This is a genomic window from Acinetobacter sp. ANC 3929 (assembly GCF_000369405.1).
Classification (GTDB): Bacteria; Pseudomonadota; Gammaproteobacteria; order Pseudomonadales; family Moraxellaceae; genus Acinetobacter.
Map to the genome: position 1 here is coordinate 484,427 of NZ_KB849994.1, position 25,307 is coordinate 509,733.

Below are 25,307 nucleotides of genomic sequence, written 5' to 3' on the forward strand. Positions count from 1 at the left end.
TAAATTTCTGTAACCTTTTGGTGTTGGATTAAGTGGTTGTATTCTAAGTATTTTATTTTTATTTTTATCTTTTTTTTGTATGGATGAGATTGTTTTACGACTAAATTTCAAGGTGGTTGTAGCATTTTTTTCTTGTATATATATGAATTCTTTAATAAATATTTTTTGACTTTTGATTGTTTTAATAACTTTATGAAAATAATGCTAATTTTTATGTGCTAAATGATAATAAATTTAGATTTAAAGGGGGTAAGGTCTATTTTTATAATAGAGTCAAGGGGCGGGTGTGATCTATAAGAAAACGTTAGTGCTAGATTTTGATAAAATGAATGAGAAGAATGAAGATAATGGTGTGAATTTATTTTTAAGGAATGAACAGGTTTTTGTTCTTACTATGTGTTTATGGAATACAAATATTAGCTATGTTTTTTTATTTTTGTATTTACTTATTTTTTTTGTGGAAAAAATAGATGATTTTTATTTTGTTGTAAGTTTTTCTTTAATATTTAGTCTTGTTATTATTGTTTTACTATTTTTTTTAATATTTTTTGTTGAGTTAGCTTTCTCCTATCGTTAGATAAAGTAAGAAAAAATAGAGTTTATAGAAAAATAATAAAAGTATAAATCTACATTGTAACAAATAATCGTGAATTAGTTGAAGTCAATCCATTATTAAATATTTTTAGACTTGTCAGTGCTTATTGATTTGGATGAATTTGTTTTGCTAGTAAAACAAAAAAGTCAAATAATTATTAATTTCTCTTTTCGTATAACCTGTTTAAAGATTTGAATACAGAATAAAAATAAATTTGTACCACTCCTTATGTTAAAGACAGCTTAACAATCTCCAAACTTTCCCTGAAATGATAATTTTTCTTATTGAAATGATAATTTTTTTATTCAGTTTTCCAGTAGATTTTTAACACTATATGTGACTAATATCACAAAAAAAAGTTTTTTTGCCGTATTGGTAAGGGGGCGAAATTGCTGACTATGAAGGTTTTTTTAATTTGATTAAATAATGTACTTGCATGAGTGGTTTTTGATTCCTTCTTGGAGGTGTGGTTCTTGATATGAGATAGAGTGGGTGAAATGGTTTTGAGTAAGTCTAATCAAGTTAAATTAGTTTCTAGTGCGATGCAAAACCTATTGATTTATTTTTGTGTAAAAAATAATCTTAAAAATGCAAAATATTTGAGTGACTATAAAACCAATGAGTTAATTCCACTTTGGGATTGGATTGAGTTATTGGAGGAAATTAATCAAAAATATCCAAAGCCAACACTTGGACTAGATATTTCAAAATATGCACAACCTAAACATCTTGGTATTTTAGGTTATATTGCGCTGTCTAGTGAGAATATACTAGAAGTTCTAAATTCCTTTATAAAATATCAAAGATTATTCTGTGAAACTAAACCTGCAAAAATGTCAGTTTGTGATGATTTTCTTGTCATTAGTTGGAGCGAAGACCCATATATAAAAAATAATCATCTTGTGGATGAGTTGTTGATGGGGGTTTTTTATGTTTTTTTAAATCAATTAGTCCATCCAAATATGATTCATGTACATAAAATAAACTTTAGTACGAAAAAAAATAAATTTTTCTATAATTATGAAAATTTTTTTGGATGTTCTGTTGAGTTTGAAAGTGAGAATGTAGAAATATATATTTCTATGAGTAGCCTTGAACTTACGGTTCCAAATGCAGACCCCGTATTGAATGATATTTTAATCAAGCAAGCGAATATATTGCTATCAAAGCGTCCCCATCTCGATGTTTTTGATGAGTTAGTACAAAAAACAATAATACAGGCCGTGAGTAAAGGTAATATTAGCGTGGAATACGTAGCGAACCAGATTGGCTTACCATCGCGTATTTTTCAAATGAGATTAAAACAGCAAGGATACACTTTTAAAGAAAAATTAAATCAAGTCCGTAGAGATTTAGCTTTTGATTACCTAGCTGATTTAAATTTGAGTATTTTGGATATTTCAATGTTATTAGCTTATCAAGAGCAGACTTCATTTATTCGGGCATTTAAAACTTGGACGGGGATGAGTCCATTACAATATCGAAAGAAAAAAATTTTAAATTATCGTTCATAATTTTATTCTTTAAGCTTTTAGTCATCATTCTCATCCAAAACGAAGTCGCAATGAGAGTTAAGCCTTGCTTTTGCGCTATAACTTTTCGATCGTATTTTATCCTGTCTGTCGCTTGATCAATATCCTCGATGTTGAACGCCCTATTTATAATGCAAGAGGTGACTTTCACGAATAAGTTGGAAATTTGATTGATTATCCTGAAAAATAGAGAAGTTATTTACAATTTGATAAATGTAAATGATAATTAATATTATTTGTGGTGTTTGCATACTTCAATGATTAATCCTCTCCCAACGTATGATAGACAGCCGTTGATTCAAAATCGTGACCCCAATTACGATGTCGCACTGAGCCGATGCCTTAACTCTTTCATTGCTTACTTTAATATTGAAGAAGTTGACTGTTGCAGAACACTAATATTTTGATTTTATTGTTTTTATTTATTTAAATCCTTAATTATTTTATCGCCTCTTTAGGCAGACGATGAATTTTTATCTTTTGGTGATGATGTATGTTTCAAGCTATCTCTCAAAAAACGGTGATAAAGCCACTTAACCTAGCTATTGCTTTATCTATGAATGTCTTAACTGTACACGTCTACGCGGAGATTAATACAACAGTTTTGCTGAATTCGAACAAAACTGTAGCATTGCCTAAAAGCTCATCCACAGCCAATGATCAGAACCAAATTTATCAGATGACACCCATCGTGGTACAGGCAGAAAAAGAAGATACCATTCAGTTTGGTCAGAGTGTATTAAACCAAAAAGCCATTGATCGTTATCAGGCAAACAATGTTGCTCAATTACTCGATAACATGCCAAGTGTGGGTTCCGCTGGTTCGCCAAGACCAGGTGGGCAAACCATTAATATCTTGGGAATGGGTGGAGTAGAAGATGTTCCGATTAGCTTGGATGACTCGGTTAAAAGCTTTGATAAATATCGTCAAGGTTCAGTCTTTATAGAGCCTGAAATTTTAAAGAAAATTACGGTAGATAAAGGGCCACATAACGTTGAAGTTGGAAATGGTGGTTTTGGTGGAAAAGTCACATTGGAAACTAAAGATGCAACAGATCTGCTTCGAGATGACCAAAGTATAGGTGCTTTTTTAAAGTATTCACGTTTTTCCAATAATGCGCAAAATACTTATACTGGTGCAGTATATGGTAAAAGTGAAAATGGATTTGTAGATGGTATGCTCTATTATACCAAGCGAGACAGTGGTGATGTTAAGCGTCCAGATGGCAGTAAGTTTTTATATTCTGCACAAGAACAAAATACCTATTTGGCCAAGCTGAATTTTTATCCGACTGACAGCCAAAAAATCACCTTAAATGCGATGCAGGGTGGACACAAAGGCTGGGAACCATTTGCAGCGATGCGCGACCAAGATGCTGTACCCACTGAGGCGGATATTAAAAAGTATGGTTACGATGAGGCTTGGAAACGTCGTTTGGTTTATCGTGATCAGAATGATACCAGCTATTCGATGGGATATGAGTTCAACCCAGAATCAAATCCATATATCAATCTAAAAGCGACGGCATCTTATTCAAAGACGGATCAACATGATCAAAGACTCCCCAGCGTTAATGGTTCAGCGGCAACCTTGGGCAATGAAAGCTGGGTAACGTATACCAATACGGCTTTTAAACTCAGTAATATTAGTGATATTGCGACTGAATACGGTACGCATAAATTAAAACTGGGGGCACAATATCAAAAGATGGAGCAGAACTCCCTGATTTACGATAAAAACAATGCCGCTAAGCCAGATTATAACTTTGGTTATTATGAACCAAATTATATGCCCTCTGGGGATCAGCAAATGCTAAGTGCCTTTGTGGAAGATCAATATCAGATTAATAATTTTACCATTACACCATCGCTGCGTTACGATCACATCAGAAACACAGGTAACCCGAACCGTGCGCCACGTTATAACGATCCAAGTGCAGGGCATGACTATTCAAGCAAAACTTATACAGGCTGGTCGCCACGTTTAGGCTTGGCTTGGAAGCAGGCGGATTATCTGACTTGGTTTGCCAATATTAGTAAAACATGGCGTGCACCACGCGTAGATGAACAATATTATGTGCAATCGGCAGTAACATCTTTGTCTTCGACCAGTCGCTACTTATTGCCTGAAAAAATGCTGGCGATGCGTATTGGTAATGAAATGAATTTTGATGATGTTTTTGCTACTGAAGATCATTTACAGGTACGTCTTACTTATCATCGCAATCGTGGTAGTGATGAAATCTTCCGTAATCGTTCAGTCTTCTGCAAGGCACAGGCGGAAATCAATGCCAATGGTGGAAATGGCAGTATGAGCGATTGTAATGGTAAGTACGATCCTGGTTTCTATCGCAATGTGAATGATTATACGATCAAAGCTTATGAAGCTGAGCTTTTCTATAATCAGCCGACCTGGTTCACTGGATTGACCTATTCATATATTCGAGGACGTCGTGACAATTCTCCGGTTAATCCGTGGTTTGATCAAAAAACATGGATGACGGATATTCCACCCAAAAAAGCTACGGCAACGTTAGGAATAAATGTACCAGAACATCATTTGACCATGGGGTGGAGAGGGATTTTTGTAGCAGCACAGGACCGGAGTTTATCTGACAATGATAAGTCGATTGCAGCATCCTCTTTTTCTTTGCCAAAAACCAAAGGCTATTCACTGCATAGTGTTTTTGCCGACTGGCAGCCTGTGGGTGACAAAGGACCAAAGTTAAATCTCTCAATTGATAATCTGTTTAATCGAGATTACAAAATGTATTTAGGTGAGTATATGACGGGCACGGGTCGTGATTATAAGCTGAGCATCTCTCAATCATTCTAGTTTGAACGGTGTCCTGAATCTAAGTTAGACATTTGTAGTGCGTAAAAAAGATACAGATGCTGAGTTTAACTGAGTATCTGTACTTATCTGTAAAGATAATGAAAGTTATTTAACTATAGAAACGGGCAAAGGTTTATTTATTTTTATATCTAATACCTTGAGCTTAACCATGGATACAATAAGCTAATCACGGAAATAAAGTGAATAGAAATCTAAATTTTCACTAAATGATAATTTTTTAATGATTTACTGTTAATTATTATGAAAAATAAAATCCTATAATAAGCCTGAATTATTATTGAAAGTTATCATTAAGGAATTTTAGTGAAGGACTGGATCTGTAAAAAATGTAGAAAATATAGAAGATTTAATCCTGAGCATTTAAGATTAGGGCAAATTATTTGCTTTCTAGTCTTTGAAATAGAAGGTGTGGAGATTAAAAAAATAATAAAAGAAGGGGTTCTGTTAAAAAGAATGAATACCATCCTAATGGTATTGGATCATGGGAAAATTTTCTATTTAAAAGAAAGCGATGTTTATCCTATCGATGCGCCTGCTGATTTTGTTTATAATATGTTTGGTGAGTGTTTTTGCTTTTCAGATTATTGATGTTAATTGTTTTTTGAAGAATAGCATTTTAGTTATCGAGTCATTTACATAACTCTTGTCGTAATAGTGGAATTGAAAAATCTAAAAAAAGTTTTGTTGCTAATAAGACATTCTGCCGTGTTGGTATGAGTGCATTTACAAGCGAGTCACGCAAGAACCATTGCGTATCAGGCTCAAAAACCTCTACCAATTGACCAGATTTTAACTCTTCAATGCATAGGTACTTTGGCACGATTGCTACGCCTAAATCTTGCAGAACAATTGATTTTAAAATAGACATATTTCCACAGCTTACATACGGCTCGAGCTGCAAGTTAAATAGCTCATTATTTTGATGCAGAAATTCTCTATGGACAAGTTTTTTATGAAATTCTAGAGCAATAAAGTTCATGGTTTTAAGTTCTTCTGGATGCTTAATCTTTTGTTTTTCTCGCATGTAATGGGGACTTGCGACCAAGAGCATGGATAACTCACAGACTGGACGAATGATTAAACTAGAATCTTGTAGTGGCTTTGATGAAATTCTAAAAACCAGATCCACTTGTGCACTGATTAAATCGATATTGTGATCTGCGGTATTCAGAATAATTTTGATTTTGGGATATTGGCGCATAAATGAATGAAGGATAGGAACCAAAGCTGCTTGTGCAAAGGTCGGAGAGCAGCCGATTCTTAAAGTTCCTTTAGGATCACCTGCAAGGTCTGTTGCAACTGCAAATGCATTATGTGCTGCTTGTTTTAAGGCTTTTGCATGGATATATACTTCTTCACCTGCTGGGGTCAGAACCACATTCCTTGTATTTCTATGGAATAAACGGACACCAATCCGATTTTCTAGTGCCACAATATGTCGACTTAGTTTTGAACGTTGCAAACCGAGATGACGTGCTGCTGCGGAGAAGCCTGCTTGCTCCACGACTTCAGCAAATAATAATAAGTCATCCAGTTTTTCCATCATATTTTTACATCCATTGTTGCCAATTTTAGGACAGTATATTGTGAATTTTGTGGATTTTATCGTGTTGCTTAACTTGCTAGATTGATCTTCGGAATAGTAGTGAAGGTTTGAAGTATGCGTACAATTAAAAATCAAAGGATTAGAACATTTATAACCAATAAAATTTTTGTAGCATTATTGATATCACTGCCATCCAGCTCCATTTTTGCACAAGATAATGGTCAATCTGTTGACCTGTCGGCTTATCAAAATCGTAGGGTTTTAAATGATTTTACGGCTGCATCGTGTCCTGAAAATCCGAAAAGTTTAACCCAAGTGAGAGGCAATCTTTATCGGCATACCACAGGTGCAGGTTTAGCGGTACATAGTGGCTTAGTCCTCATTACAAAGGAAGGAGCTTTAATCATTGACCCAGCAATGACATGTACATCTGCATGGTTAAAAGAAGAAATCAAAAGACGTTTCGGTGTATCTGTGAAATATGTGGTTTATACCCATGCGCATGCTGATCATATTAGTGGTGGGCAAGTCTTTAAGGCAGATGGTGCAACGATTGTTGCCAATCAACGCAGTATTGAACCGATTGTGGGAGAAAAATTAGCAACAGCATTACCTGATCGAGTGTTTGATCAGGATATGAAAATTAGCTTGGGCGGCGAAGAAGTCTTGTTGCATTACGTGGCACCTAGTCATTCAGACAGTATGGTGATGGTGCTTTTCCCTAAATATCAGGCACTGCAATGTACGGATGTTTGTGAAAGTAAAAGTATGCCCTATAACGATTTCCTCGACTTTTACTACACAGGCTGGATTGATACTTTAAATTGGGTTATCCGTCAGGATGTCGACATTATTGATGTTGGGCACTATACACCTGCAACTCGTGAAGATCAGATTGCCCTTCGAAATTATCTCGTAGACTTGCATCAGCAAGTACTGGACTTGGTTCGCGACGGTCAGTCTTGGGATCAACTCTACCGTAACGTAAAATTTAGCCCTGAAGTTCAGACTTGGATAGCGTTCAACACAATGAAAATGCCGAATATCCAAGGCATGTATCGATGGGTGAGTAACCATCGTAGAGGCAACTGGTAATCGCCATAAGCCGACAAAGCCAAGATTTTATTTTTAGGACATGACTTGTACAGCCCATGTTGCATGACTCAGCTAGAAGCTTCTTCTAAATAATCAAAGCGTACATAGATTTGGTATGCATTTAAATAAGATATGAATGAGTGTGAATGTGTTAGATATTAGAGATTTAAAGATTTTTATATATGCTGTTGAAAATTCATCTTTAACAGTGACGTCAGAAAAGCTTGGTATTGATCAGTCTACTGTCACGAAGCGGATTAATAGTATTGAACAGAAATTAAAAGGCAAATTATTCAACCGTAAAAGTAGACCTCTGCAATTAACGCATTTTGGCGAAAAAGTATATTTCAAAGGGCGTCATATTCTCGAACAGATGGAGCAGCTAGAAAATTTCCATCAACAAAAAACGGAATCATTTCTGGAAAAGATAAAAATAGGTCTTCCAATGACCTTGGTTGATGACTTATATGAATATATTGATGATAGATATAAGTATGATCATTATTCGACTGAAGTTGAAATGCAAAGTGGATGGGGACGAAGCCTTATCCAACAAGTAGATGAGCGGGAACTTACACTTGCTATTGTGATGATTCCCTCCAATCTGCATCTCTCTGAGCATTTATTTTTCAAAAATATTGGAACGTTACCTTTGGTTGTGGTTGCGCTCAAGAATGGTGTCAAAGAATACAAAACGCTGGAGCGGTGTAGTAAAAAGGGGTGGGTTGTGCATCCCGAGGGTTGCTGTTTTAGAGAAAGCCTAAATAAAAAACTCAATGAAAAAGGATCCGTTTTTTATGCAAATAAGGAGGTTTTCGGGATAGAAGCTCAATTAAATAGTGTCGTAAACGGTGATGGATTGGGGATATTTCCTAAACCTTTTTTTGATAAGTATTCTGAGACGAATACCAATCTGGAAGTTGTACCAGTCAATGATTTTGATATCAGTCTTAAAGTGGGCATTGTGTATGCCGATAAAAAAGATTTAGATCAAGTAAACTATTTTGCAAAAATTATAAAAGAGCGCTATTTCATTCAATTTGCTATCATTTTGAATTTAGGATTTTATTTTTTAGATAGTTTTACCATTACTTTTATCTAAGTGTAGTGCTGAGGAGATATGGTGCACTTAAATATATCGAAATGTAGCATAGGATAGGTCGATGATTTATTGTATAAACATAAGTTATTTGAAGTGTTAACAAGATATATAAAACATGTGTGCAAAGAGGATAGGGTAAAATTAGGCATTAAAAATTAAAAAATCAATTAGGACTTAACAATGAGAAACATACGAGGGTGGATGCTTGCTTTGATAACGTCTACAGCTGTTTTTGCAGTTGAAACTTCTGGGGGAGATGTCAATGCAGTAGCACAAGTAAATCTTGGCAATGTATCATCAGGAAAAAATAAAAATTATCTTATTAAGCAATCTACAAAAAGGGCTGATATTGATGCTGAAGTTGATACACAAGCATTAAAATTAGGGGGTATTCATCGGCGAGAAGATGCGCGAGAATATCTTGAGTTAAAAGATAAAGAAGAAAGTATTGCGAAGCCGAATGAGAAAACTAAAAATAAGAATGAAATGTCCAATAATCTGATAGCCGAGTAAATTATCTTTTTTGCGAAATCTAAGTCTATATTGAATTTACGCAGTGATGCATTCTGAAATGTTTTCCACATAACTGTAACTGATCAGTTAAAAAAATATTAATGGAATTTATTTATTTGAAGGTAATTTCAAGCACTTAACTGACGAATTAATAAAAGTCTAATACTTATAACTCTTGTTACAACCATTTAGTCGACAAGCTTAAAAAAATTTCCCATAGTCCTATGAACAATATTATTGGGAGAACTGTTATGGATAAAATTACAGTGATTGTGAAAGACCAAGAAGAAAATGAGTCTATTGTCGTAGCCCAGTTAAATGATTTAGAAGACCATGATATTCCTTTTTTTAAACGGGTTGAACATATTGAAGTAGAAGGGAATATCATTTTTCCAAATATTGACTTACTGTTCGAGAGTGATGTCGATGGAAAAATCTATAAGTTGGTTGCACCTGTGAACGATAAAAGATTTATTTGAATTTAGCCCTGTCTTTAAGCCGTGTAAAAACCCACTTATGCTCAAATCCAATAAGTGGGTTTTTATTTGAGAGGGGTTAGCATTCGGTAAAACCTGACTCAGTCTATAAGAAAAAGTAAAGAGCTTATGGGCTAGCTGTTACCTAAGCTCTTTATATATGAAAGTCATCTCTTTTTTGTCTCAGTTAGATCAATGAATGGGATTAAGCCCTTTCACAATATCATTAAATTCAGAACCATTGAGCCAAAAAGATTTCTTTAAAAACAGGGTCGTCATAATACTTTCTGCGGCTTCACTATTTGGGCTTTCACAGAATAATCCGTAGCAATTGCCAAGGACTGTATCATTTTCAATAAGACGAATAAAATAAGCATGTTGTTCGTCAGCATAACCAAGAATAGCATCACGTTGATTGTTCATTTTTCATGTCTCCACATCAAAAATATTTGAATAGAATCTAACTGCCAAGAGATCAAATAGATTAATGAATTAGATCAATAACTTAATATCTTTTATTTGCATAAGTTATTCATTTAAAACATTAATTTTGATTTGTCTTACATCCTTGTCTAAGTTAAACAAGCCAAAATCTGATCTATGGATTCATTGTTATGCAAAATTAATTGTACGTCAACTTGAATTTGTAACTTTTTCAAGTTAAATTATTTGAAAGTATTTTAAGCTTGGGTAGGGGGAAGGTATGTCCAAAAAAAATGAATTTGAGCATGGGGGCGCAAGAACCAATGCAGGGCGGAAGGCACAATTCAGTGAGCCGACCAAAGTCATCCGTGTTCCTGAGTCCCAAGTTGATTTCATCAAAAATTGGTTACTGAATAATGTCAAAACTGATCAGCAAACTGATTTGGCCACTTCAATGAAAATACAAAATGTTCAAGCGAAGAATGATCGACTTTATCATATTCCATTGGCAACGGAACGTGTCGCAGCTGGTTTTCCGTCGCCTGCACAGGACCATGTTGAACAAGCTTTGGATTTAAATGAGTTTTTAATTCGTAATGAAAACTCAACTTTTATTGTGAAAGCAAACTCACTCTCGATGTTAGATGCTGGTATTGATATTGATGATCCTTTGGTGGTGGATCGTAGTCTTTCAGCGAAGTCTGGGGATATTGTGATTGCTTTGATTGATAATGATTTTACCGTTAAACGATTGATGATTGATCATCATTTCAGTCCACCTAAGGTGTGGTTAAAAGCAGAAAATCCTGACTATCAAAATATTTATATTACAGAAGGGCAAGAACTGTTGATCTGGGGTGTGGTGACGTATAACTTGAAGCCGATGAGGTAAACCAATGAGTTTGCCACAACGTATTTTTGCTTTGATTGATGTCAATAATTGTTACGTCAGTTGTGAGCGTGTGTTCAATCCAAAGCTAGAAAACCGTCCTGTGGTGGTGCTCTCAAATAACGATGGTTGTGTGGTTTCCCGTTCTTATGAAGCAAAAAGACTTGGTATTCGAATGGCGGTGCCGTTATTTCAGATTGAAGAAATTATTCGTCAACACCAAGTGGAAGTCTTTTCTAGTAATTATGCTTTGTATGCAGAAATGTCACGCCGTTTTATGAACATATTAGGCAGCTTTGTGGATCCATGTGAACAGGAAGTTTATTCGATAGATGAATGCTTTTTAGAGTTGACTGCATATCAGCATAGCTACGATTTAACTGAATATGCGCATCAGATTCTGGATACGGTGAAAAACTGGTTGGGCTTGCCATGTTGCATTGGCATTGGTTATTCCAAGACCCAAGCCAAACTTGCCAATAATCTAGCCAAGACACATGCTTGTTTTAATAGTGTGTGTAATCTAGTGAATGAAGACCCATGTGTGATTGAAGACTTGTTAGGGCATATGCCTGTAGGTGAGGTTTGGGGTGTCGGACGAAAGATTCGACAACGTTTAGAAAAAATGAATATCTATTCGGTGATGGATTTGGTTCAAGCTGATCCGAAAATGATGGGTCAGTACTTTTCAGTACTGATGGAAAACACGGTCAAAGAATTACAGGGAGTGACCTGCTTAGAGATCGAAGATGTTGTGACAGATCGGCAGCAGGTACTAAGTAGCCGTTCCTTTGGTCAGCCGATTGAGGACAAAACCAGCCTGAGTGGCGCTTTAACTGAGTTTAGCTTACGTGCCGTCGAACGTTTGCGAAAGCGAAACTTACTGTGCAAAGCGGTTGGAGTGAGTATCCGTACCAATCGTTTTAATAAGGAAGCATATTATCGACCTTTTACCGTGGTGTATCTCTCTGACTATAGTGATGATCGTTTAGAGATTATCAAAGCGGTACAACAAGGGCTTGATCGTATTTATCAGACAGGTCATCGCTATAAAAAGGCAGAAGTGATTCTGCTCGATATTATTCCTCAACGCAGCCACGCAGTCGATTTATTCCATGATACGGATGAACTCATTGCTCGAAGAAATCTTTCAGTCGCTTTTGATGATATTAATAAAAGATTTGGTCGGGATTGTATGACGCTAGGGCGATTAATTACACCGCATGGGCGAGCGTGGCGTATGATCCAGAATCACAAATCTCCCAGTTATTTAACCAAGTGGGATGAGGTGTTAAAAGTGGTATAAGCTGGCTCTTTGCGGCCAATCATTACTAAACCCTTATTTACTCATGATTATTGGCGTGATAAATCTTGAATCAAAGCATTTTATTGAATTGAAAAGCTTATTTGGTGTGATGTATTAATATTTTATGATCAATACATTGGTTATATTCCTAACCTTTATTTGGATAAATTAATTTGCTATGGCGACTTCTGTTGAAAGAAATGTGAATATGGAACAGTTGATTGATGCTGTTTCCTGTTTTACTGAGCACTCAGATGATCACATTTCAGTGATTCCTCAACTTTCTTTTCATCGTCGAATGCGTCCTACAGATAGCACCCATTGTATTTATCACCTAGGCATTGGCATTATTTTGCAGGGGCAGAAACAAGTCGTGATTGGGGAGCAAGTCTATCAATGCTCGGAAGGGCAAAGTATGCTGACCACGATTGATCTGCCAGTCACATCCCATATTGTTCAGGCTTCACCGCAGAAACCCTTTTTAGCAGTTTTACTGTTACTTGATTTACAAATGGTGAATCAGGTCATTGCTGATATGCCTCAAGAGTTATGGATGGAATCAGACCATAATCATCCTTCATTTTCCGTAGAGTCGGCCGATGCGCCATTGGTCGATGCATTTTTGCGACTGGTGAAAGTGCTAGATGAATCTATAATGATTCCTCATCTGGTTCCCCTGATTCAGAAAGAAATTATTGTACGGATACTGAATGGTCCGCATGGAATTTATTTACGGCAACTGGTGAAATCAGGTTCGGCACATCATAAAATCCATCAGGTGGTGAGCTGGCTTAAGCATAACTACGTACAACCCATGCGTATGGATGATTTGGCGGATAAAGCGTTTATGAGTCCATCCACATTTAGACAGCATTTCCGTGCTGTAACAGGGATGAGCCCGTTGCAATATCAAAAGCAACTGCGTTTACAGGAAGCACGACATTTGATGTTTAATCAAAATATAGATGCAGGACGAGCTGCGGGTCTGGTTGGTTATGAAAGTGCTTCTCAGTTTAGCCGTGAATATAGCCGTTTATTTGGAGAGTCACCACAGCGGGACATTCAACGTATGCGACAAGGGCTATAATCATTTGCTTAAAAAAGATCATGTTCATATTTCATATGAAACTAGATGTGTGATGAGATAGGTTGTGCTATGTATGCATCGGATCAAACTAAAGAACTTGTGAAAACACTTGCTGATAAAGTTGCTGGGCTGGTTCAAGTTGAAGATTTCCAAACTCAGATTCCAGGTTTTTCTTTACATCGCCGTACTGCCAAACAGTCTATTCATTGCATTTATGGACTTGGTTTAGGCATTGTCTTACAGGGGCAAAAAGAAGTCCTGATTCGCGATAAAGTGTATTGCTATGGTGCTGGTCAAACTATGTTGACCACCATCGATTTGCCTGCCATTAGTCGGGTGACAGAGGCATCTTATTATCAACCTTTTTTGGGAATGATGCTGTCACTGGATCTAGATCTGATTATTGAAACCGTACAACTATTAGATTGTCAGGTAAAACTCAAAAATCTACCTGCATTTTCAATTGAGTATCTCGATAGTGCATTGATCGATGCATTAACGCGTTTAGTGAATTTGATTGAAGAGCCAACAATGATTGATCAGCTTGCACCGATTATCAAGCAAGAAATTGTGCTTCGTTTACTGGTCGGGCAACATGGTGTCTATCTACGTAATTTAGTCAAGGCAAGTGGCTCGGATAAAAATGTTTTTACGTTGATTCATTGGGTGAGAAATAATTTTCTTCATGAGAATTGCATACAAGATGCTCTTGACCAGATGAATATGAGTGCAGCGACATTAAGAAACCATTTCAAAGAAATCACGGGTATGACACTTCTGCAATACCAGAAACAGTTACGCTTGCAAGAGGCTAGAAAGTTGATCTTATCTCAATCAATGAATATGCAGCAAATTGCTGATCTAGTTGGTTATGAAAGTCAGTCACAATTTACTCGAGAATATTCTCGACTATTTGGCAACACGCCTAGCCGAGATGTACCACAATAAATCCTCAAAATAGGCAAACTTTTTTTAAAAATAGGCAACTTTGATTTGACGTCGGTTTCTAAACTGGAAACATCAGCAAAGAGATCTTTGCTTGCTTTTTCCTATATTCAAGAGGTGATGAAATGGAAGCAGTCAAAATCAGAAATACTTATTGGGATATTGCCGCAGATTTATATTTCCCACCTGCATTCGATCAAACTAAAAAATATCCAACGATTATTAGTGCACATCCCATTGGGAGTTGCAAAGAGCAAACCTCAGGCAATGTCTATGGTGAAGCGCTGGCTAAAGCTGGTTTTGTGGTGATTGCATTTGATGCCAGTTTTCAGGGTGAAAGCGGTGGAGAACCGCGCTATATCGAAGATCCATCACTGCGTGTTGAGGATTTTCGCGTTGTTGTTGATTATTTGGTCACGCTTGATTATGTCGATGAAAATCGAATTGGTGTCTTGGGAATTTGTGGCGGTGGTGGTTACTCGATCAATGCTGCCATGACCGAACGCCGTATTAAAGCGGTGGGGACTATTACAGGTGCAAACTATGGTCGTGTTATGCGTGAAGCCAGTGGCGGTAATCCGATTGCGTTTTTAGAAGCGATTGCGGCTCAACGTACAGCCGAAGCAAGAGGTGCAGCACTTCGGGTGGACCAAGGTTTATATCCAACGGTGGAGGCAGCAAAAGCAGATCATGCCGATATTGATCCATTAGAAGCAACTGAGTATTACCGTACAGCACGCGGTGAAAAACCGAATGGCGTAAATAAAACATTGTTCTCTCACAATGCTGTTGCTGTCGGTTGGGATGCATTCCACTTGGCAGAAATTTTATTAACTCAACCGTTGATGATTGTGGTGGGAAGTAAACCAGGTGGTTTTGGTGCCTATCGTGATGGCTTTGAAATTATCAATCGCGCTGCATCAAAAAATAAAGAACTGGTTGTGGTGGATGGCTGGTCTCATTACGATTTATATGACAAGGCAGCACCCGTCAAAATTGCGTTAGACAAGCTGATTCGGTTCTATCAAGAAAATCTTTAATTCTAAGGTGTTGCTTTAGTGGTTTATGTTCTTTGAGTTGGGCAGATTACTGGCCAATTCACTGTATTTCTCAATATCCTATCTAAAATGAATAGTGGTGTCGTCGGTGAATTCTAAATTATTCCAACCTTTTCAATTAACTTCAGCTCTGAGTTTGCGTAATCGGATCGTCATGGCGCCCATGACAACTTGGTCAGCAAATGAGGATGGTACGATCTCAACTCAAGAGCTCGAATACATACGTAAGCGTGTTAAAGATGTCGGGTTAGTGATCACGGGCTGTACGCATGTACAGGAAAATGGAATTGGATTTACCCGTGAATTTGCAGGCTTTGATGATCGTTTTACTACGAGTCTCGCGCAATTGGCGCAAGCTGCTAAAAGTGGTGGTGCATCTGCAATCTTGCAGCTTTTTCATGCAGGCATCAAGGCCATCCCAGACCTGATTCCTGATGCAGATATTGTGAGTGCCAGTACTTTAGCTATTACAGCAGGACCATTTAAACATCAACAGCTTGCTAGTCGAGCATTATCCCATGATGAGGTTTTGCAATTGATTCATGATTTTGGTGAGGCTACTCGTCGGGCAATTGAAGCTGGATTTGACGGTGTCGAGTTACATGGTGCGCATGGTTTTCTGATCCAGAACTTCTTTTCACCTTTGTATAATCAGCGTAATGATGCGTGGGGTGGGTCATTAGAGAAGCGGATGGCGTTTCCTCTAGCTGTGGTACAGGAGATTAAGCGAGTAATTCGAGAATATGCGCAACGTCCTTTTGCATTGGGGTACCGTATTTCTGTTGAGGAGTATGAAGATAATGGTCTAGAGATTACAGATAGCCTAGTGCTGATTGATCAGTTAATTGCAGATGGTATTGATTATCTGCATGTGTCATTAACTGATGTACTACACGCGGTTGCTAAAAATAGTTTTGAGCAGAACCTGACCATTCAGCAGGTATTGCAACGTGTTGCGAACCGTATTCCAGTAATCGCGGCAGGTCTGTTACGAACACCGCAACAGGCTGAACAAGCTTTAGCTTTAGGTTTGCCGCTTATAGCAATTGGTAAAGCATTGGTGATGAATCCGAACTGGGTTGAGTTGGCTCAGCATGGACAAGTCGATGATATTGCCCTTAAGCTCAATCCTGCTGATGTACCTAAGCTGAATATTCCCGATTATTTATGGCAGGAAATACAGCTAAGAGAAGGCTGGTTTAGCTTAGGTCAAGCTGAACAGGCTTAAGCTATGGGAGAATCGGACAATGAGGACAGAACATACCCGTGATGTCATTGCTTTATTATCAAGTACTGTAAATCGTCTGATTCAAAGCGATGGTGATCATCAAACTGCGATTTCCCCTTTATCATTACACCGCCGTTCGGTAGCCAATACGACACATTGTATCTATAACTTAAGTCTGGGGATCGTGTTGCAAGGTGAAAAGCAGATTATGATTGGTAATCAGATTCTGACCTATACTGCAGGTCAATCGATGCTCACGACAATCGACATTCCTATCATTAGTCATACACGCCAAACAAGGAATCACCAACCCTTTTTGGGGGTGATGTTGTTACTTGATGTGCCAATGATTACTGAAATGGTTATGGAAATGGGACAGGTTCATCTGAAAGAAAAAGTTCAGCCTTCATTTGGTATTCAAACGATTGATTACACACTTCTTGAAGCAATCAACCGTCTCGTGAATTTACTGGATGAACCCGTTTTATTGCCACAATTAGCTCCTATTTTGCAACAAGAGATCATGATCCGTTTATTGACTGGGCCTAATGGGATTTATTTGCGCCAATTGATTAAAACAGGCTCAATCAGCCAAAAAATTGCTCAAGCAGTATCTTGGTTAAAGCAAAATTTCGTGCAAGAGATGCGGATGGATGAGTTGGCTGAGCACGTCTATATGAGCCCTTCCACATTTAGACAGCACTTCCGAGAAATGACGGGTATAAGTCCTTTACAGTATCAAAAGCAGTTGCGCCTTCAGGAAGCACGTCACTTGATGTTAAATCAACATTTTGATGTAGGGCATGCTGCTGGATTGGTCGGCTATGAAAGTGCTTCACAATTTAGCCGCGAATATTCAAGATTATTTGGTAATGCACCGCAAAGAGATATTCAGGACTTACAATTCATCTAAATGTTGTATATCTTTAGAAAGATTTAGCCCACTTCTCGGGGAGAGGATGGGATTTTATTGTTATATCTATTTGAAAATTAATATTAAAATTCTGATGCGGTTAAATAAACAAAATAGGCAAATATACCGTCAAAATAGGCAATTTAAGCGAGTTTTACGCCTCTATACTCAAAGCATGAAAAGTAGATATCCAATCTAAAAACGGATTGTTGTTATACATAATCATCTAGTGAGGAACTCAACATGCAAGCGGTTCAATATAAAAACTTGGCTTGGGAATCGGCGGCAAACCTCTTATTCCCGAATGATTTTGATCGAAGCAAAAAATATCCTGCGATTGTGAGTGTTCATCCAATCGGAAGTTGTAAAGAACAAACATCAGGAAATATCTATGGTAAAGCCTTAGCCGAAGCAGGTTTTGTGGTTCTAGTCATTGATGCATCATTCCAAGGTGAAAGTGGAGGCGAACCACGTTTTATTGAAAATCCATATCACCGTGTTGAGGACATTCGCTATGCGGTGGATTATTTGGTCACTCAAGATTTTGTGGATGAAAATCGTATTGGTGCTTTAGGTGTCTGTGGTGGCGGTGTTTATGTACTCAATACGGCAATGACAGAGAAACGCATTAAAGCCGTGACTTCAATTACTGGTGTGAACTTTGGTCGCATGACACGTGAAGGCTATGGTGGGACAGGCACGGCTTTGATTGAGGGACTTGAAGCAATTGCACAACAACGTACTGCCGAAGCTCGTGGTGCAGAGTTATTAGTCAACAACTTATTACCACCATCCGTAGAAGAAGGCAAAAAAGCTGGAATTACAGATATTGATCCACTTGAAGCAACGGACTACTACAAAACTGCTCGGGGTCAGCAACCGAATGGTGCAACCAGTGCATTATTTTCTCGTATGAGTGTGGCGTTGGGCTGGGATGCATTTCACTTATCTGAAGTTTTGTTAACTCAACCAATCTTAGTGGTAATTGGCGATAAGCCTGGTGCATTTGGTGCATACCGAGATGGTCATGAAGTAGTACGTCGTGCCGCATCGAAACAAAAAGAGCTATTGGTATTAGAAAATACATCGCATTACGAATTATACGATCAACCTGAGCCTGTTGCTAAAGCACTGGCAAAAGCAATCCCATTTTTTAAAGAGCATCTTTAAGTTTTTTAAAATTAAGTTGTTCAATCAAGGAATATAAAAATGTCAAAAGAAATCAGTATTCAAAATCTCAATGGTCAAGGTATTACACTTGCAGCAGTGATCAACTTTCCTCAAGGTTTTGATGAAAGCAAAACTTATCCTGCAATTGTAGTGAGTCATCCAGGCGGTGGTGTCAAAGAGCAAACTGCAGGTTTATATGCACGTAAGTTGGCTGAGCATGGTTTTGTAACGATTGCTTATGATGCATCTTATCAAGGCGCAAGTACTGGATTACCCCGCCAGTTAGAAAACCCATATGTTCGTACAGAAGATGTCAGTGCAGTGATTGATTATTTAACAACATTACCTTATGTCGACAATAACCGTATTGGTGCAATGGGTATTTGTGCCGGTGCAGGTTACACCGCAAATGCAGCAATCAATGATCGTCGTATTAAAGCTGTGGGCATGGTGAGCGCTGTGAACATTGGTTCAATGTTCCGTAATGGTTGGGAAAATACAGTCAAAGATGCAGATGCGATTCCGTATATTCAAGCTGGTTCAAATGCGCGTAGTGTAGATGCCAGTGGTGCTGAAATTGCCACAATTCCACTTGCACCTTTGAGAGAAGAGGATGCACCAAATGAAGAATTACGTGAAGCATGGGAGTATTACCATACCCCACGCGCAGAGCATCCAAATGCACCAGGCTTTGCCACTACGCGTAGTTTAACTCAGATCATTACTTATGATGCTTATAACAAAGCTGAAGCTTTCTTCACCCAACCTTTATTGGCGATTGCAGGAAGTGTAGCGGGTAGTAAATGGATGAGTGAAGATTTAATTCATCGTGCGGCGAGTACCGATAAACAGCTTTATGTTGTGGTTGGCGCAAACCATATGTCTCTCTACGATAAACTAAATTTTGTTGATGAAGCTGTTCAAGTGTTAGTAACCTTTTTTAGTACAAAGCTCTAATTGAAGCAGATTTTTAAAAAGACAGGTATAGCCTGTCTTTTTATGCCTCATTTTATTTAGCAGATGTTTGAATAGATAATTACTGAGCCAGATGATTAATCAAGTAATCAATCGCCAGACGTGTTTTTAATGGCATATAAGCTAAACGGGGCCACACTACATGAATCGGAAAATAAACACTGGAAAACCGTGCCAAAACTTGAACTAAGCTTCCATCATGCAGTTCGTTATGAATGAGCCAATCGGGTAACCATGCAATACCATGATGGGCTAAAACAGTATGCTTAATTGCTTGCATATCATTTAACATGAATTTGGCATTTGGTTTGACCGCATAATCCTGTTTGTTTTCATCTTGTAGATACCACTTTTGCAAATGACCTGAATGGGGGTAAGCAATGGTTGTATGGGATTGAAGATCATCAAGTGTATGTACTGGTCCTGATTTTTGCAGATATGTTGGTGTTGCACAGAGTAGCATTCGATGATCACCCAATTTTCTCGCAATTAAATGGCTGGTGTCAGCTAAAGTTCCGATACGGATGGCCAAATCAAACCCATCTTCGACCAGATCTATAGTTCGGTCATTCAAGGAAAGTTCAACCTGTAAATCTGGATGCTGTTGTGCCAGTTCGACCATCAGTGGGGCAATATAAAGCTGCCCAAACAGCACAGGCGCTGAAATTCTTAATAGACCTGTTGCACTAATCTTGCCTTGATCCAATAAAGTTTCGGCAGTGTTGATTTCAGTAAGCGCGCGACGGCTATGCTCATAAAACAAAGTCCCTTCATCAGTTAGGCTCAGTGTTCGAGTGGTGCGTTTAAAGAGCGATACGCCTAAGCGCTCTTCTAGACGGGCAATACTTTTACTCACTGCCGAACGGGTGAGATGTAGTTGCTCTGCGGCATGACTAAAGTTGCCAGCCTCAACCACCGTTACAAAAATTGAAATCGTGCTGAGTTCAGTTTGCATGATTGTAGAATTTTAGGAATCAATTAATTGAAATATTATCACTACTGGTGATTTAGTTGTAGTAGTAACATGTCTCCATTAAAGATTTGGAGAACGAACATGGCTAAAGTGTTGGTATTGAAATCAAGTATTATGGGTGATGATTCTCAGACTAGTCGTTTGATTCATGCATTTCTGCAACAACGTGCTGAAAGTGGCTTACAAGATGACATCATTATTCGTGACTTGGCAAAATTAAATCTGCCTGTACTTGATGCCGAGATTTTCCAAGCGTTACGCGGCGCAGAAAATGTCGCTGAACCCATTCAAAAAATTATTCAATTATCTGATGAATTAATCGCAGAGTTAAAAGCCGCAGATCTGTTGTTGATCGGTGCGCCAATGTACAACCTGAATGTTCCGACACAACTAAAAAACTGGTTTGACTTGGTTGCTCGTGCTCGTCATACCTTTAGATATACGGAAACCTATCCGCAAGGCTTAGTAGAGGGTGTAAAAGCAATTGTGATGAGTAGTCGAGGTGGTGTGCATCTAGGACAAGTGACGGATGCTGTAACACCTTACCTGAATGCTGTTTTAGGTTTGATGGGAATTCATGAGGTTGAGTTTGTATATGCAGAAGGTTTAGATATGTCTGCTTTAAGAGAGGATGCACTCAAAGGTGCATATCAAAAAGCCCAACAAGTCGCTATTTAACTTCGTACCCTTTACTGCTGATCTTGGCAGAATCGGGCAATCAGGTGCCTGGTTGTCCGATTTTTTCATATTTACATAAAATAAGGACGATTTGCATCTGTATTGGGTTTGTTCACCCCTAAGTTATCCCGAGATGCAAAGCTTGGTGTCTGAATGATTTTGACCACTAGGGCTGCGACACTTTTACGTGAAACAACCGTCCCTTTAAAGTCTTTATCACGGTCAGTGGTTTCATAATCAATTTCATCTTCGTCCATGAGCCATGCTGCACGTAAAATACTATAGTCTAGATCAGAGGCTTCTAATAAATCTGCTGCTTTACGATACGGGCCAAGATAAGTACCAATTTCTTGGTGATTCCATTCGCCAAATTTACCTTTAACTTCATCATAGATGCCTAGTGAATTAATCAAAATAATCCGTTGAACGCCTGCTGCGTGCATGGCTACAATAATATTTTGAGTTTGTGCTTCTAATTCTCCCGCCAAGTTTGCATAAACAATATCTTGACCTTGAACGGCTTGCTTCAGTTGTTCTAAATTTAAAACATCACCTTGAATAATTGTGGCATTTGTAGGCAGACTGATCGGCAGTTTTTTGGTATCGCGAACAAACAGGGTTTGGGTGAGTTCAGGCTCATTTGCCAGCATCTGAATTGCCCATATCGCAATCTGTCCAGTTGCACCGAGAATTAATACTTTTTTCATTTTGAACGACCTTTTATCCAAAACAGTCTACTTTTAAGCGGACTTGTCTTTATCTTTGATGTTTTTATTTAAACGTAAATCTATCGTGCCGCTTGACCTGAAATGCTCAGTTGTTTGCCTAATTTGATTAACTTGATTTTTCAAAATGTGCAATAAAAAAGCCTCATATGTAAATGAGGCTATCCATAGATCGATATTATTTAATTAGCGGATATTCTTCCACCATTGTTTAAATGCTTGTTGATCATTATCCAGTTCAACCAATTCACCAATCATTGGGGTTGCCAGCCGATAATTTCGTGTGCTTGAGTATTCTGTAATACGGGTGATTGGTTCATACCATGCATGCTTGGCCAGACTGAATTTTGAGTGATGCACAGGAATCATATTGCGTGCATTCAGTTCTTCTGTGGCTTGAGCCACTTCATCTGGATGGCAATGTACTGAACGCCAAGCAGCATCATATTGACCATTTTCCATCAAAGCCCAATCAAAAGGCCCATATTTCTTTCCAATCTCAAGAAAGTGTTTGTCATAGCCGCCATCACCTGTATAGAAGATCTTTTTATGAGGGGACTGAATGACAAATGAGACCCAAAGATTTTTTCCGCCATCAAAAGCACGTCGAGAATCGTGGTGTGTTGTCTCGGTGATGATAGTAATGCCATCATCAAATTCAATGCGATCACCCCAATCTCTTTCGATCAGCTTATCTTTTGGATACCCCCAATATTCAAAGTGTTCACCTACACCTAAACCTGTAATGACGTATTTGACTTTGTCTTTCAGTTTGAGTGTGGTTTCGTAATCTAGATGATCATAGTGATCATGTGAGATTAGCAAATAATCTATCTCTGGTAAGTCTTCCACCGTATAGATATCTGTTCCTTTATAAGCACGTGTACCCCAAGGAAAAGGGGATGCTTTACCACTCATCACTGGATCAATCAAAAACCTCTTGCCATGGAGCTGCATAAATACAGAAGAATGGCCAAACCAGATGATGACATCTTGTTGTGGATTCAGTGCTTTCAGGTTGGTTTTAACCGAAGGGATTGGATCGATTGGGTTGCGATGCGGAATGGTTTTAATAAATGTTTTATAGAGTTCTACAGCGATACTTGAGCCTTCACTCATTCCCGATTTCTCGATGAGATTGCGGAATTGGCCTTGTCGATAATTGGAAGAACTCTCGATTAATTGTAGGCGTTTACCAGAAGGAATTTTACCAAAGAGGGGTTGTTGGGTATACATGGCACTGCTAACAATGAGCAGAACGACAGCGATAGCAAAAAGAATAAGCATAGATAGCATCAACCTTTTCATTTGAGCATTCGATACAACATTAATAAAAAGTAAAAGCGACAAAATGATGAAATATTGTCTAAAAGTCGACGAATGAAAACTTGCCTATTGCTGCTGAATATTTGCCTAAACTAACGAGAAGTGATTTTTGATCATGCAATTGGATTTGTATTGATGTGATTGAGCAAAAGGAAGCCATTTAGAGAGACTGGGTTTATGCTAGACTATGAGGACATTACAGTCATGACAATGGCTGTAAGTTTACAGAACGAGTAGGTAAGATGATTGGGCAGCAGAGAAACATACTAGCAACTTTGGGAATCGATGTTTGGATTCCTAGGGAAGTCGTGTGTCAAAAAAATACTGCACCCAGTCTATGGCGAGATCAAGTGGTTGATGAGGTTTCGCAATCGACAGTACTTGCGTTTGATCCAGCACCGATTGTTCAAGATATTCCTGTTACGCCAGTACATACGCCACCGATCACTGAAATTGAAAGTCCTCAACAAGTCAAGGCTGTTGCAGAACCTGTTGCTAAAGTAGCTGCGGTTGAAAAAGAACAGATTGTTATTACGGCTCAGATTCAGGCGCTTGAACTGCAAATGTACGTTTTGGAAAACTGTGCCATTTTATTAGAAAGCAGTCAGTTGAATGGTGCACAACACCAGTTGTGGCAAAATATTCAAAAGGCAAGGCTAGGTCAGTACGCAGAGTTGAAATGGCCATTTCCGTTGGCTGCTTTTCAGGAAAGTCGAGGACTCTCTTCCTATATTCAAGGTTTTATTGATGCCACCGCAACCAATAAAAAGATATTATGCTTAGGTCAACTGGACTTTATCCAGCATTCTAATATATTACATTTAGCGAGTTTAGAAGAAATGATTGCTCAACCGTTATTGAAAAGACGATTGTGGCAACTTATGCAATAAAGATCGGAATTTAATAATGAAGAAAGTCGTTGTATTCAGTCAAATAGATCAGGATGTTTTAGCGAAGTTAAAGCAAGATTATCAGGTGGTGGTCCTTAACCCGAAGCTTGGTGACATCAACGAGCAGATTCGAACGGAAGTTGTTGATGCTGATGCCATGATTGGCGCAGGGCGTTTATTGAATGAAAGTAATTTAGCCCCAGCACAAAAACTAAAAGTCATTTCTACCGTTTCCGTTGGCTATGATAACTACGATGTCGACTATCTCAATCAAAAGAAAATTTGGCTTGCCAATACCCCACACGTACTGACAGAAACGACTGCTGATCTTGCCTTTACATTATTGCTCAGTGCCGCACGTAAAATTCCGTCTTTAGATGCATGGACCAAGCAAGGTCAATGGAAACGCACGGTATCGACTGAACAATTCGGTGTAGATGTGTTTGGGAAAACCTTAGGCATCATTGGTTTGGGAAATATTGGTGCTGCGATTGCCCGTCGTGGTTTCTATGGTTTCAATATGAATATTTTGTACCATAATCGCCGTGAAAAAATCGAAATTGCACAAGCCTTTAATGCCCAATATCGTGACTTGGATCAGTTGTTGCAACAGTCTGATTTTATTGTGGTTGCAGTTGATTTAAATACTGAATCTAAGGCACTGATTGGTGTAGAAGAATTTGATTTGATGCAGAAGCATGCGGTATTTGTGAATATTGCGCGTGGTTCGGTTGTCGATGAAAATGCATTGATTGAAGCATTGCAGCAAAACAAAATCTTTGCTGCTGGGTTGGATGTATATACCAAAGAACCTTTGCAAAACTCACCTTTATTCGAACTACCAAACGCAGTCACAGTACCGCATTTGGGCTCGGCAACCGCAGAAACACGTAAAAAGATGGTTGATCTTGCTTATCAAAATCTGATGGATGCCTTAGAAGATCGAACCCCACGTTATCTGGTCAATCCAAAGTTTGAATAATTGCTTACAATGCTGACAACTTG

25 protein-coding genes are annotated in these 25,307 nt (G+C 38.2%); 20 read left to right on the forward strand and 5 right to left on the reverse strand.

Annotated features, from left to right (window positions below; all coding sequences use genetic code 11):
• Positions 1 to 286: 286 nt before the first annotated feature.
• The 4 genes from F909_RS17475 (at position 287) to F909_RS17460 (ending at position 5,572) form a co-directional block, all read left to right on the forward strand.
• A complete protein-coding gene (locus F909_RS17475) occupies positions 287 to 577 on the forward strand; it encodes a hypothetical protein (protein WP_005145689.1) in 291 nt (96 codons plus the stop codon).
• Between the two features lie 515 nt (positions 578 to 1,092).
• Positions 1,093 to 2,109, forward strand: a complete 1,017-nt coding sequence (locus tag F909_RS17470; protein WP_005145690.1) for an AraC family transcriptional regulator — start codon at positions 1,093 to 1,095, stop codon at positions 2,107 to 2,109.
• Between the two features lie 511 nt (positions 2,110 to 2,620).
• Positions 2,621 to 4,963 (forward strand): TonB-dependent hemoglobin/transferrin/lactoferrin family receptor, encoded by a 2,343-nt coding sequence (locus F909_RS17465; protein ID WP_005145691.1) that lies wholly within the window; start codon positions 2,621 to 2,623, stop codon positions 4,961 to 4,963.
• Positions 4,964 to 5,287: 324 nt separating this feature from the next.
• Positions 5,288 to 5,572 carry a hypothetical protein gene (locus tag F909_RS17460; protein ID WP_005145692.1) on the forward strand — a complete coding sequence of 95 codons (285 nt, stop codon included), beginning with the start codon at positions 5,288 to 5,290 and terminating at the stop codon, positions 5,570 to 5,572.
• A gap of 40 nt (positions 5,573 to 5,612) precedes the next feature.
• On the opposite strand, the gene F909_RS17455 is transcribed toward F909_RS17460, so the two are convergent.
• A complete protein-coding gene (locus F909_RS17455) occupies positions 5,613 to 6,527 on the reverse strand; it encodes a LysR family transcriptional regulator (RefSeq protein ID WP_032877594.1) in 915 nt (304 codons plus the stop codon).
• Positions 6,528 to 6,644: 117 nt separating this feature from the next.
• On the opposite strand from F909_RS17455, the gene F909_RS17450 reads away from it, so the two are divergent.
• From F909_RS17450 to F909_RS17435, 4 genes are all read left to right on the forward strand, one after another.
• The gene (locus F909_RS17450; protein ID WP_005145694.1) at positions 6,645 to 7,625 is read left to right on the forward strand and encodes an MBL fold metallo-hydrolase; all 981 of its coding nucleotides are present in this window, start codon (positions 6,645 to 6,647) and stop codon (positions 7,623 to 7,625) included.
• A gap of 136 nt (positions 7,626 to 7,761) precedes the next feature.
• On the forward strand, positions 7,762 to 8,727 hold the full coding sequence (locus tag F909_RS17445) for a LysR family transcriptional regulator (RefSeq protein WP_005145695.1): 966 nt from the start codon (positions 7,762 to 7,764) through the stop codon (positions 8,725 to 8,727).
• Positions 8,728 to 8,907: 180 nt separating this feature from the next.
• Positions 8,908 to 9,240 carry a hypothetical protein gene (locus F909_RS17440; RefSeq protein WP_005145696.1) on the forward strand — a complete coding sequence of 111 codons (333 nt, stop codon included), beginning with the start codon at positions 8,908 to 8,910 and terminating at the stop codon, positions 9,238 to 9,240.
• A 251-nt stretch (positions 9,241 to 9,491) separates the two neighbouring features.
• Entirely contained in the window at positions 9,492 to 9,719 is a 228-nt protein-coding gene (locus tag F909_RS17435; RefSeq protein WP_005145697.1) for a hypothetical protein, read from the forward strand.
• Positions 9,720 to 9,908: 189 nt separating this feature from the next.
• Here the strand turns inward: F909_RS17435 and F909_RS17430 are convergent, their stop codons facing one another.
• Positions 9,909 to 10,139: a hypothetical protein gene (locus F909_RS17430; RefSeq protein ID WP_005145698.1), complete on the reverse strand. Its 231-nt coding sequence runs from the start codon at positions 10,137 to 10,139 to the stop codon at positions 9,909 to 9,911.
• Between the two features lie 280 nt (positions 10,140 to 10,419).
• Between F909_RS17430 and F909_RS17425 the strand changes: the two genes are divergently transcribed.
• From F909_RS17425 to F909_RS17385, 9 genes are all read left to right on the forward strand, one after another.
• Positions 10,420 to 11,031 (forward strand): LexA family protein, encoded by a 612-nt coding sequence (locus tag F909_RS17425; protein ID WP_005145699.1) that lies wholly within the window; start codon positions 10,420 to 10,422, stop codon positions 11,029 to 11,031.
• A 4-nt stretch (positions 11,032 to 11,035) separates the two neighbouring features.
• Entirely contained in the window at positions 11,036 to 12,334 is a 1,299-nt protein-coding gene (locus tag F909_RS17420) for a Y-family DNA polymerase (protein WP_005145700.1), read from the forward strand.
• A 178-nt stretch (positions 12,335 to 12,512) separates the two neighbouring features.
• A complete protein-coding gene (locus F909_RS17415) occupies positions 12,513 to 13,421 on the forward strand; it encodes an AraC family transcriptional regulator (RefSeq protein ID WP_005145702.1) in 909 nt (302 codons plus the stop codon).
• Positions 13,422 to 13,466: 45 nt separating this feature from the next.
• The gene (locus F909_RS17410) at positions 13,467 to 14,369 is read left to right on the forward strand and encodes an AraC family transcriptional regulator (RefSeq protein WP_050559981.1); all 903 of its coding nucleotides are present in this window, start codon (positions 13,467 to 13,469) and stop codon (positions 14,367 to 14,369) included.
• A 122-nt stretch (positions 14,370 to 14,491) separates the two neighbouring features.
• Positions 14,492 to 15,406 carry an alpha/beta hydrolase gene (locus F909_RS17405; RefSeq protein WP_005145706.1) on the forward strand — a complete coding sequence of 305 codons (915 nt, stop codon included), beginning with the start codon at positions 14,492 to 14,494 and terminating at the stop codon, positions 15,404 to 15,406.
• 94 nt (positions 15,407 to 15,500) lie between these two features.
• A complete protein-coding gene (locus F909_RS17400) occupies positions 15,501 to 16,652 on the forward strand; it encodes an NADH-dependent flavin oxidoreductase (RefSeq protein ID WP_081401894.1) in 1,152 nt (383 codons plus the stop codon).
• Between the two features lie 19 nt (positions 16,653 to 16,671).
• Entirely contained in the window at positions 16,672 to 17,565 is an 894-nt protein-coding gene (locus F909_RS17395; RefSeq protein ID WP_005145709.1) for an AraC family transcriptional regulator, read from the forward strand.
• A 243-nt stretch (positions 17,566 to 17,808) separates the two neighbouring features.
• The gene (locus F909_RS17390) at positions 17,809 to 18,735 is read left to right on the forward strand and encodes an alpha/beta hydrolase (protein WP_005145711.1); all 927 of its coding nucleotides are present in this window, start codon (positions 17,809 to 17,811) and stop codon (positions 18,733 to 18,735) included.
• A 39-nt stretch (positions 18,736 to 18,774) separates the two neighbouring features.
• Positions 18,775 to 19,692, forward strand: a complete 918-nt coding sequence (locus tag F909_RS17385; protein ID WP_005145713.1) for an alpha/beta hydrolase — start codon at positions 18,775 to 18,777, stop codon at positions 19,690 to 19,692.
• A gap of 79 nt (positions 19,693 to 19,771) precedes the next feature.
• Here F909_RS17385 and F909_RS17380 read toward each other — a convergent pair whose 3' ends face one another.
• Positions 19,772 to 20,665 carry a LysR family transcriptional regulator gene (locus F909_RS17380; RefSeq protein WP_005145715.1) on the reverse strand — a complete coding sequence of 298 codons (894 nt, stop codon included), beginning with the start codon at positions 20,663 to 20,665 and terminating at the stop codon, positions 19,772 to 19,774.
• 99 nt (positions 20,666 to 20,764) lie between these two features.
• Here F909_RS17380 and F909_RS17375 point away from each other — a divergent pair, with 99 nt between their 5' ends.
• Complete coding sequence (locus tag F909_RS17375) at positions 20,765 to 21,361, forward strand: NAD(P)H-dependent oxidoreductase (protein ID WP_005145716.1); 597 nt, start codon at positions 20,765 to 20,767, stop codon at positions 21,359 to 21,361.
• Between the two features lie 71 nt (positions 21,362 to 21,432).
• On the opposite strand, the gene F909_RS17370 is transcribed toward F909_RS17375, so the two are convergent.
• Both F909_RS17370 and F909_RS17365 read right to left on the reverse strand, forming a co-directional pair.
• Positions 21,433 to 22,068 carry an SDR family oxidoreductase gene (locus F909_RS17370; protein WP_005145718.1) on the reverse strand — a complete coding sequence of 212 codons (636 nt, stop codon included), beginning with the start codon at positions 22,066 to 22,068 and terminating at the stop codon, positions 21,433 to 21,435.
• A 204-nt stretch (positions 22,069 to 22,272) separates the two neighbouring features.
• Positions 22,273 to 23,373, reverse strand: a complete 1,101-nt coding sequence (locus tag F909_RS17365) for an MBL fold metallo-hydrolase (protein ID WP_005145720.1) — start codon at positions 23,371 to 23,373, stop codon at positions 22,273 to 22,275.
• A 281-nt stretch (positions 23,374 to 23,654) separates the two neighbouring features.
• Here F909_RS17365 and F909_RS17360 point away from each other — a divergent pair, with 281 nt between their 5' ends.
• Positions 23,655 to 24,302 (forward strand): hypothetical protein, encoded by a 648-nt coding sequence (locus tag F909_RS17360; RefSeq protein ID WP_005145722.1) that lies wholly within the window; start codon positions 23,655 to 23,657, stop codon positions 24,300 to 24,302.
• Positions 24,303 to 24,318: 16 nt separating this feature from the next.
• The gene (locus F909_RS17355) at positions 24,319 to 25,284 is read left to right on the forward strand and encodes a 2-hydroxyacid dehydrogenase (protein ID WP_005145724.1); all 966 of its coding nucleotides are present in this window, start codon (positions 24,319 to 24,321) and stop codon (positions 25,282 to 25,284) included.
• Positions 25,285 to 25,307: the final 23 nt, after the last annotated feature.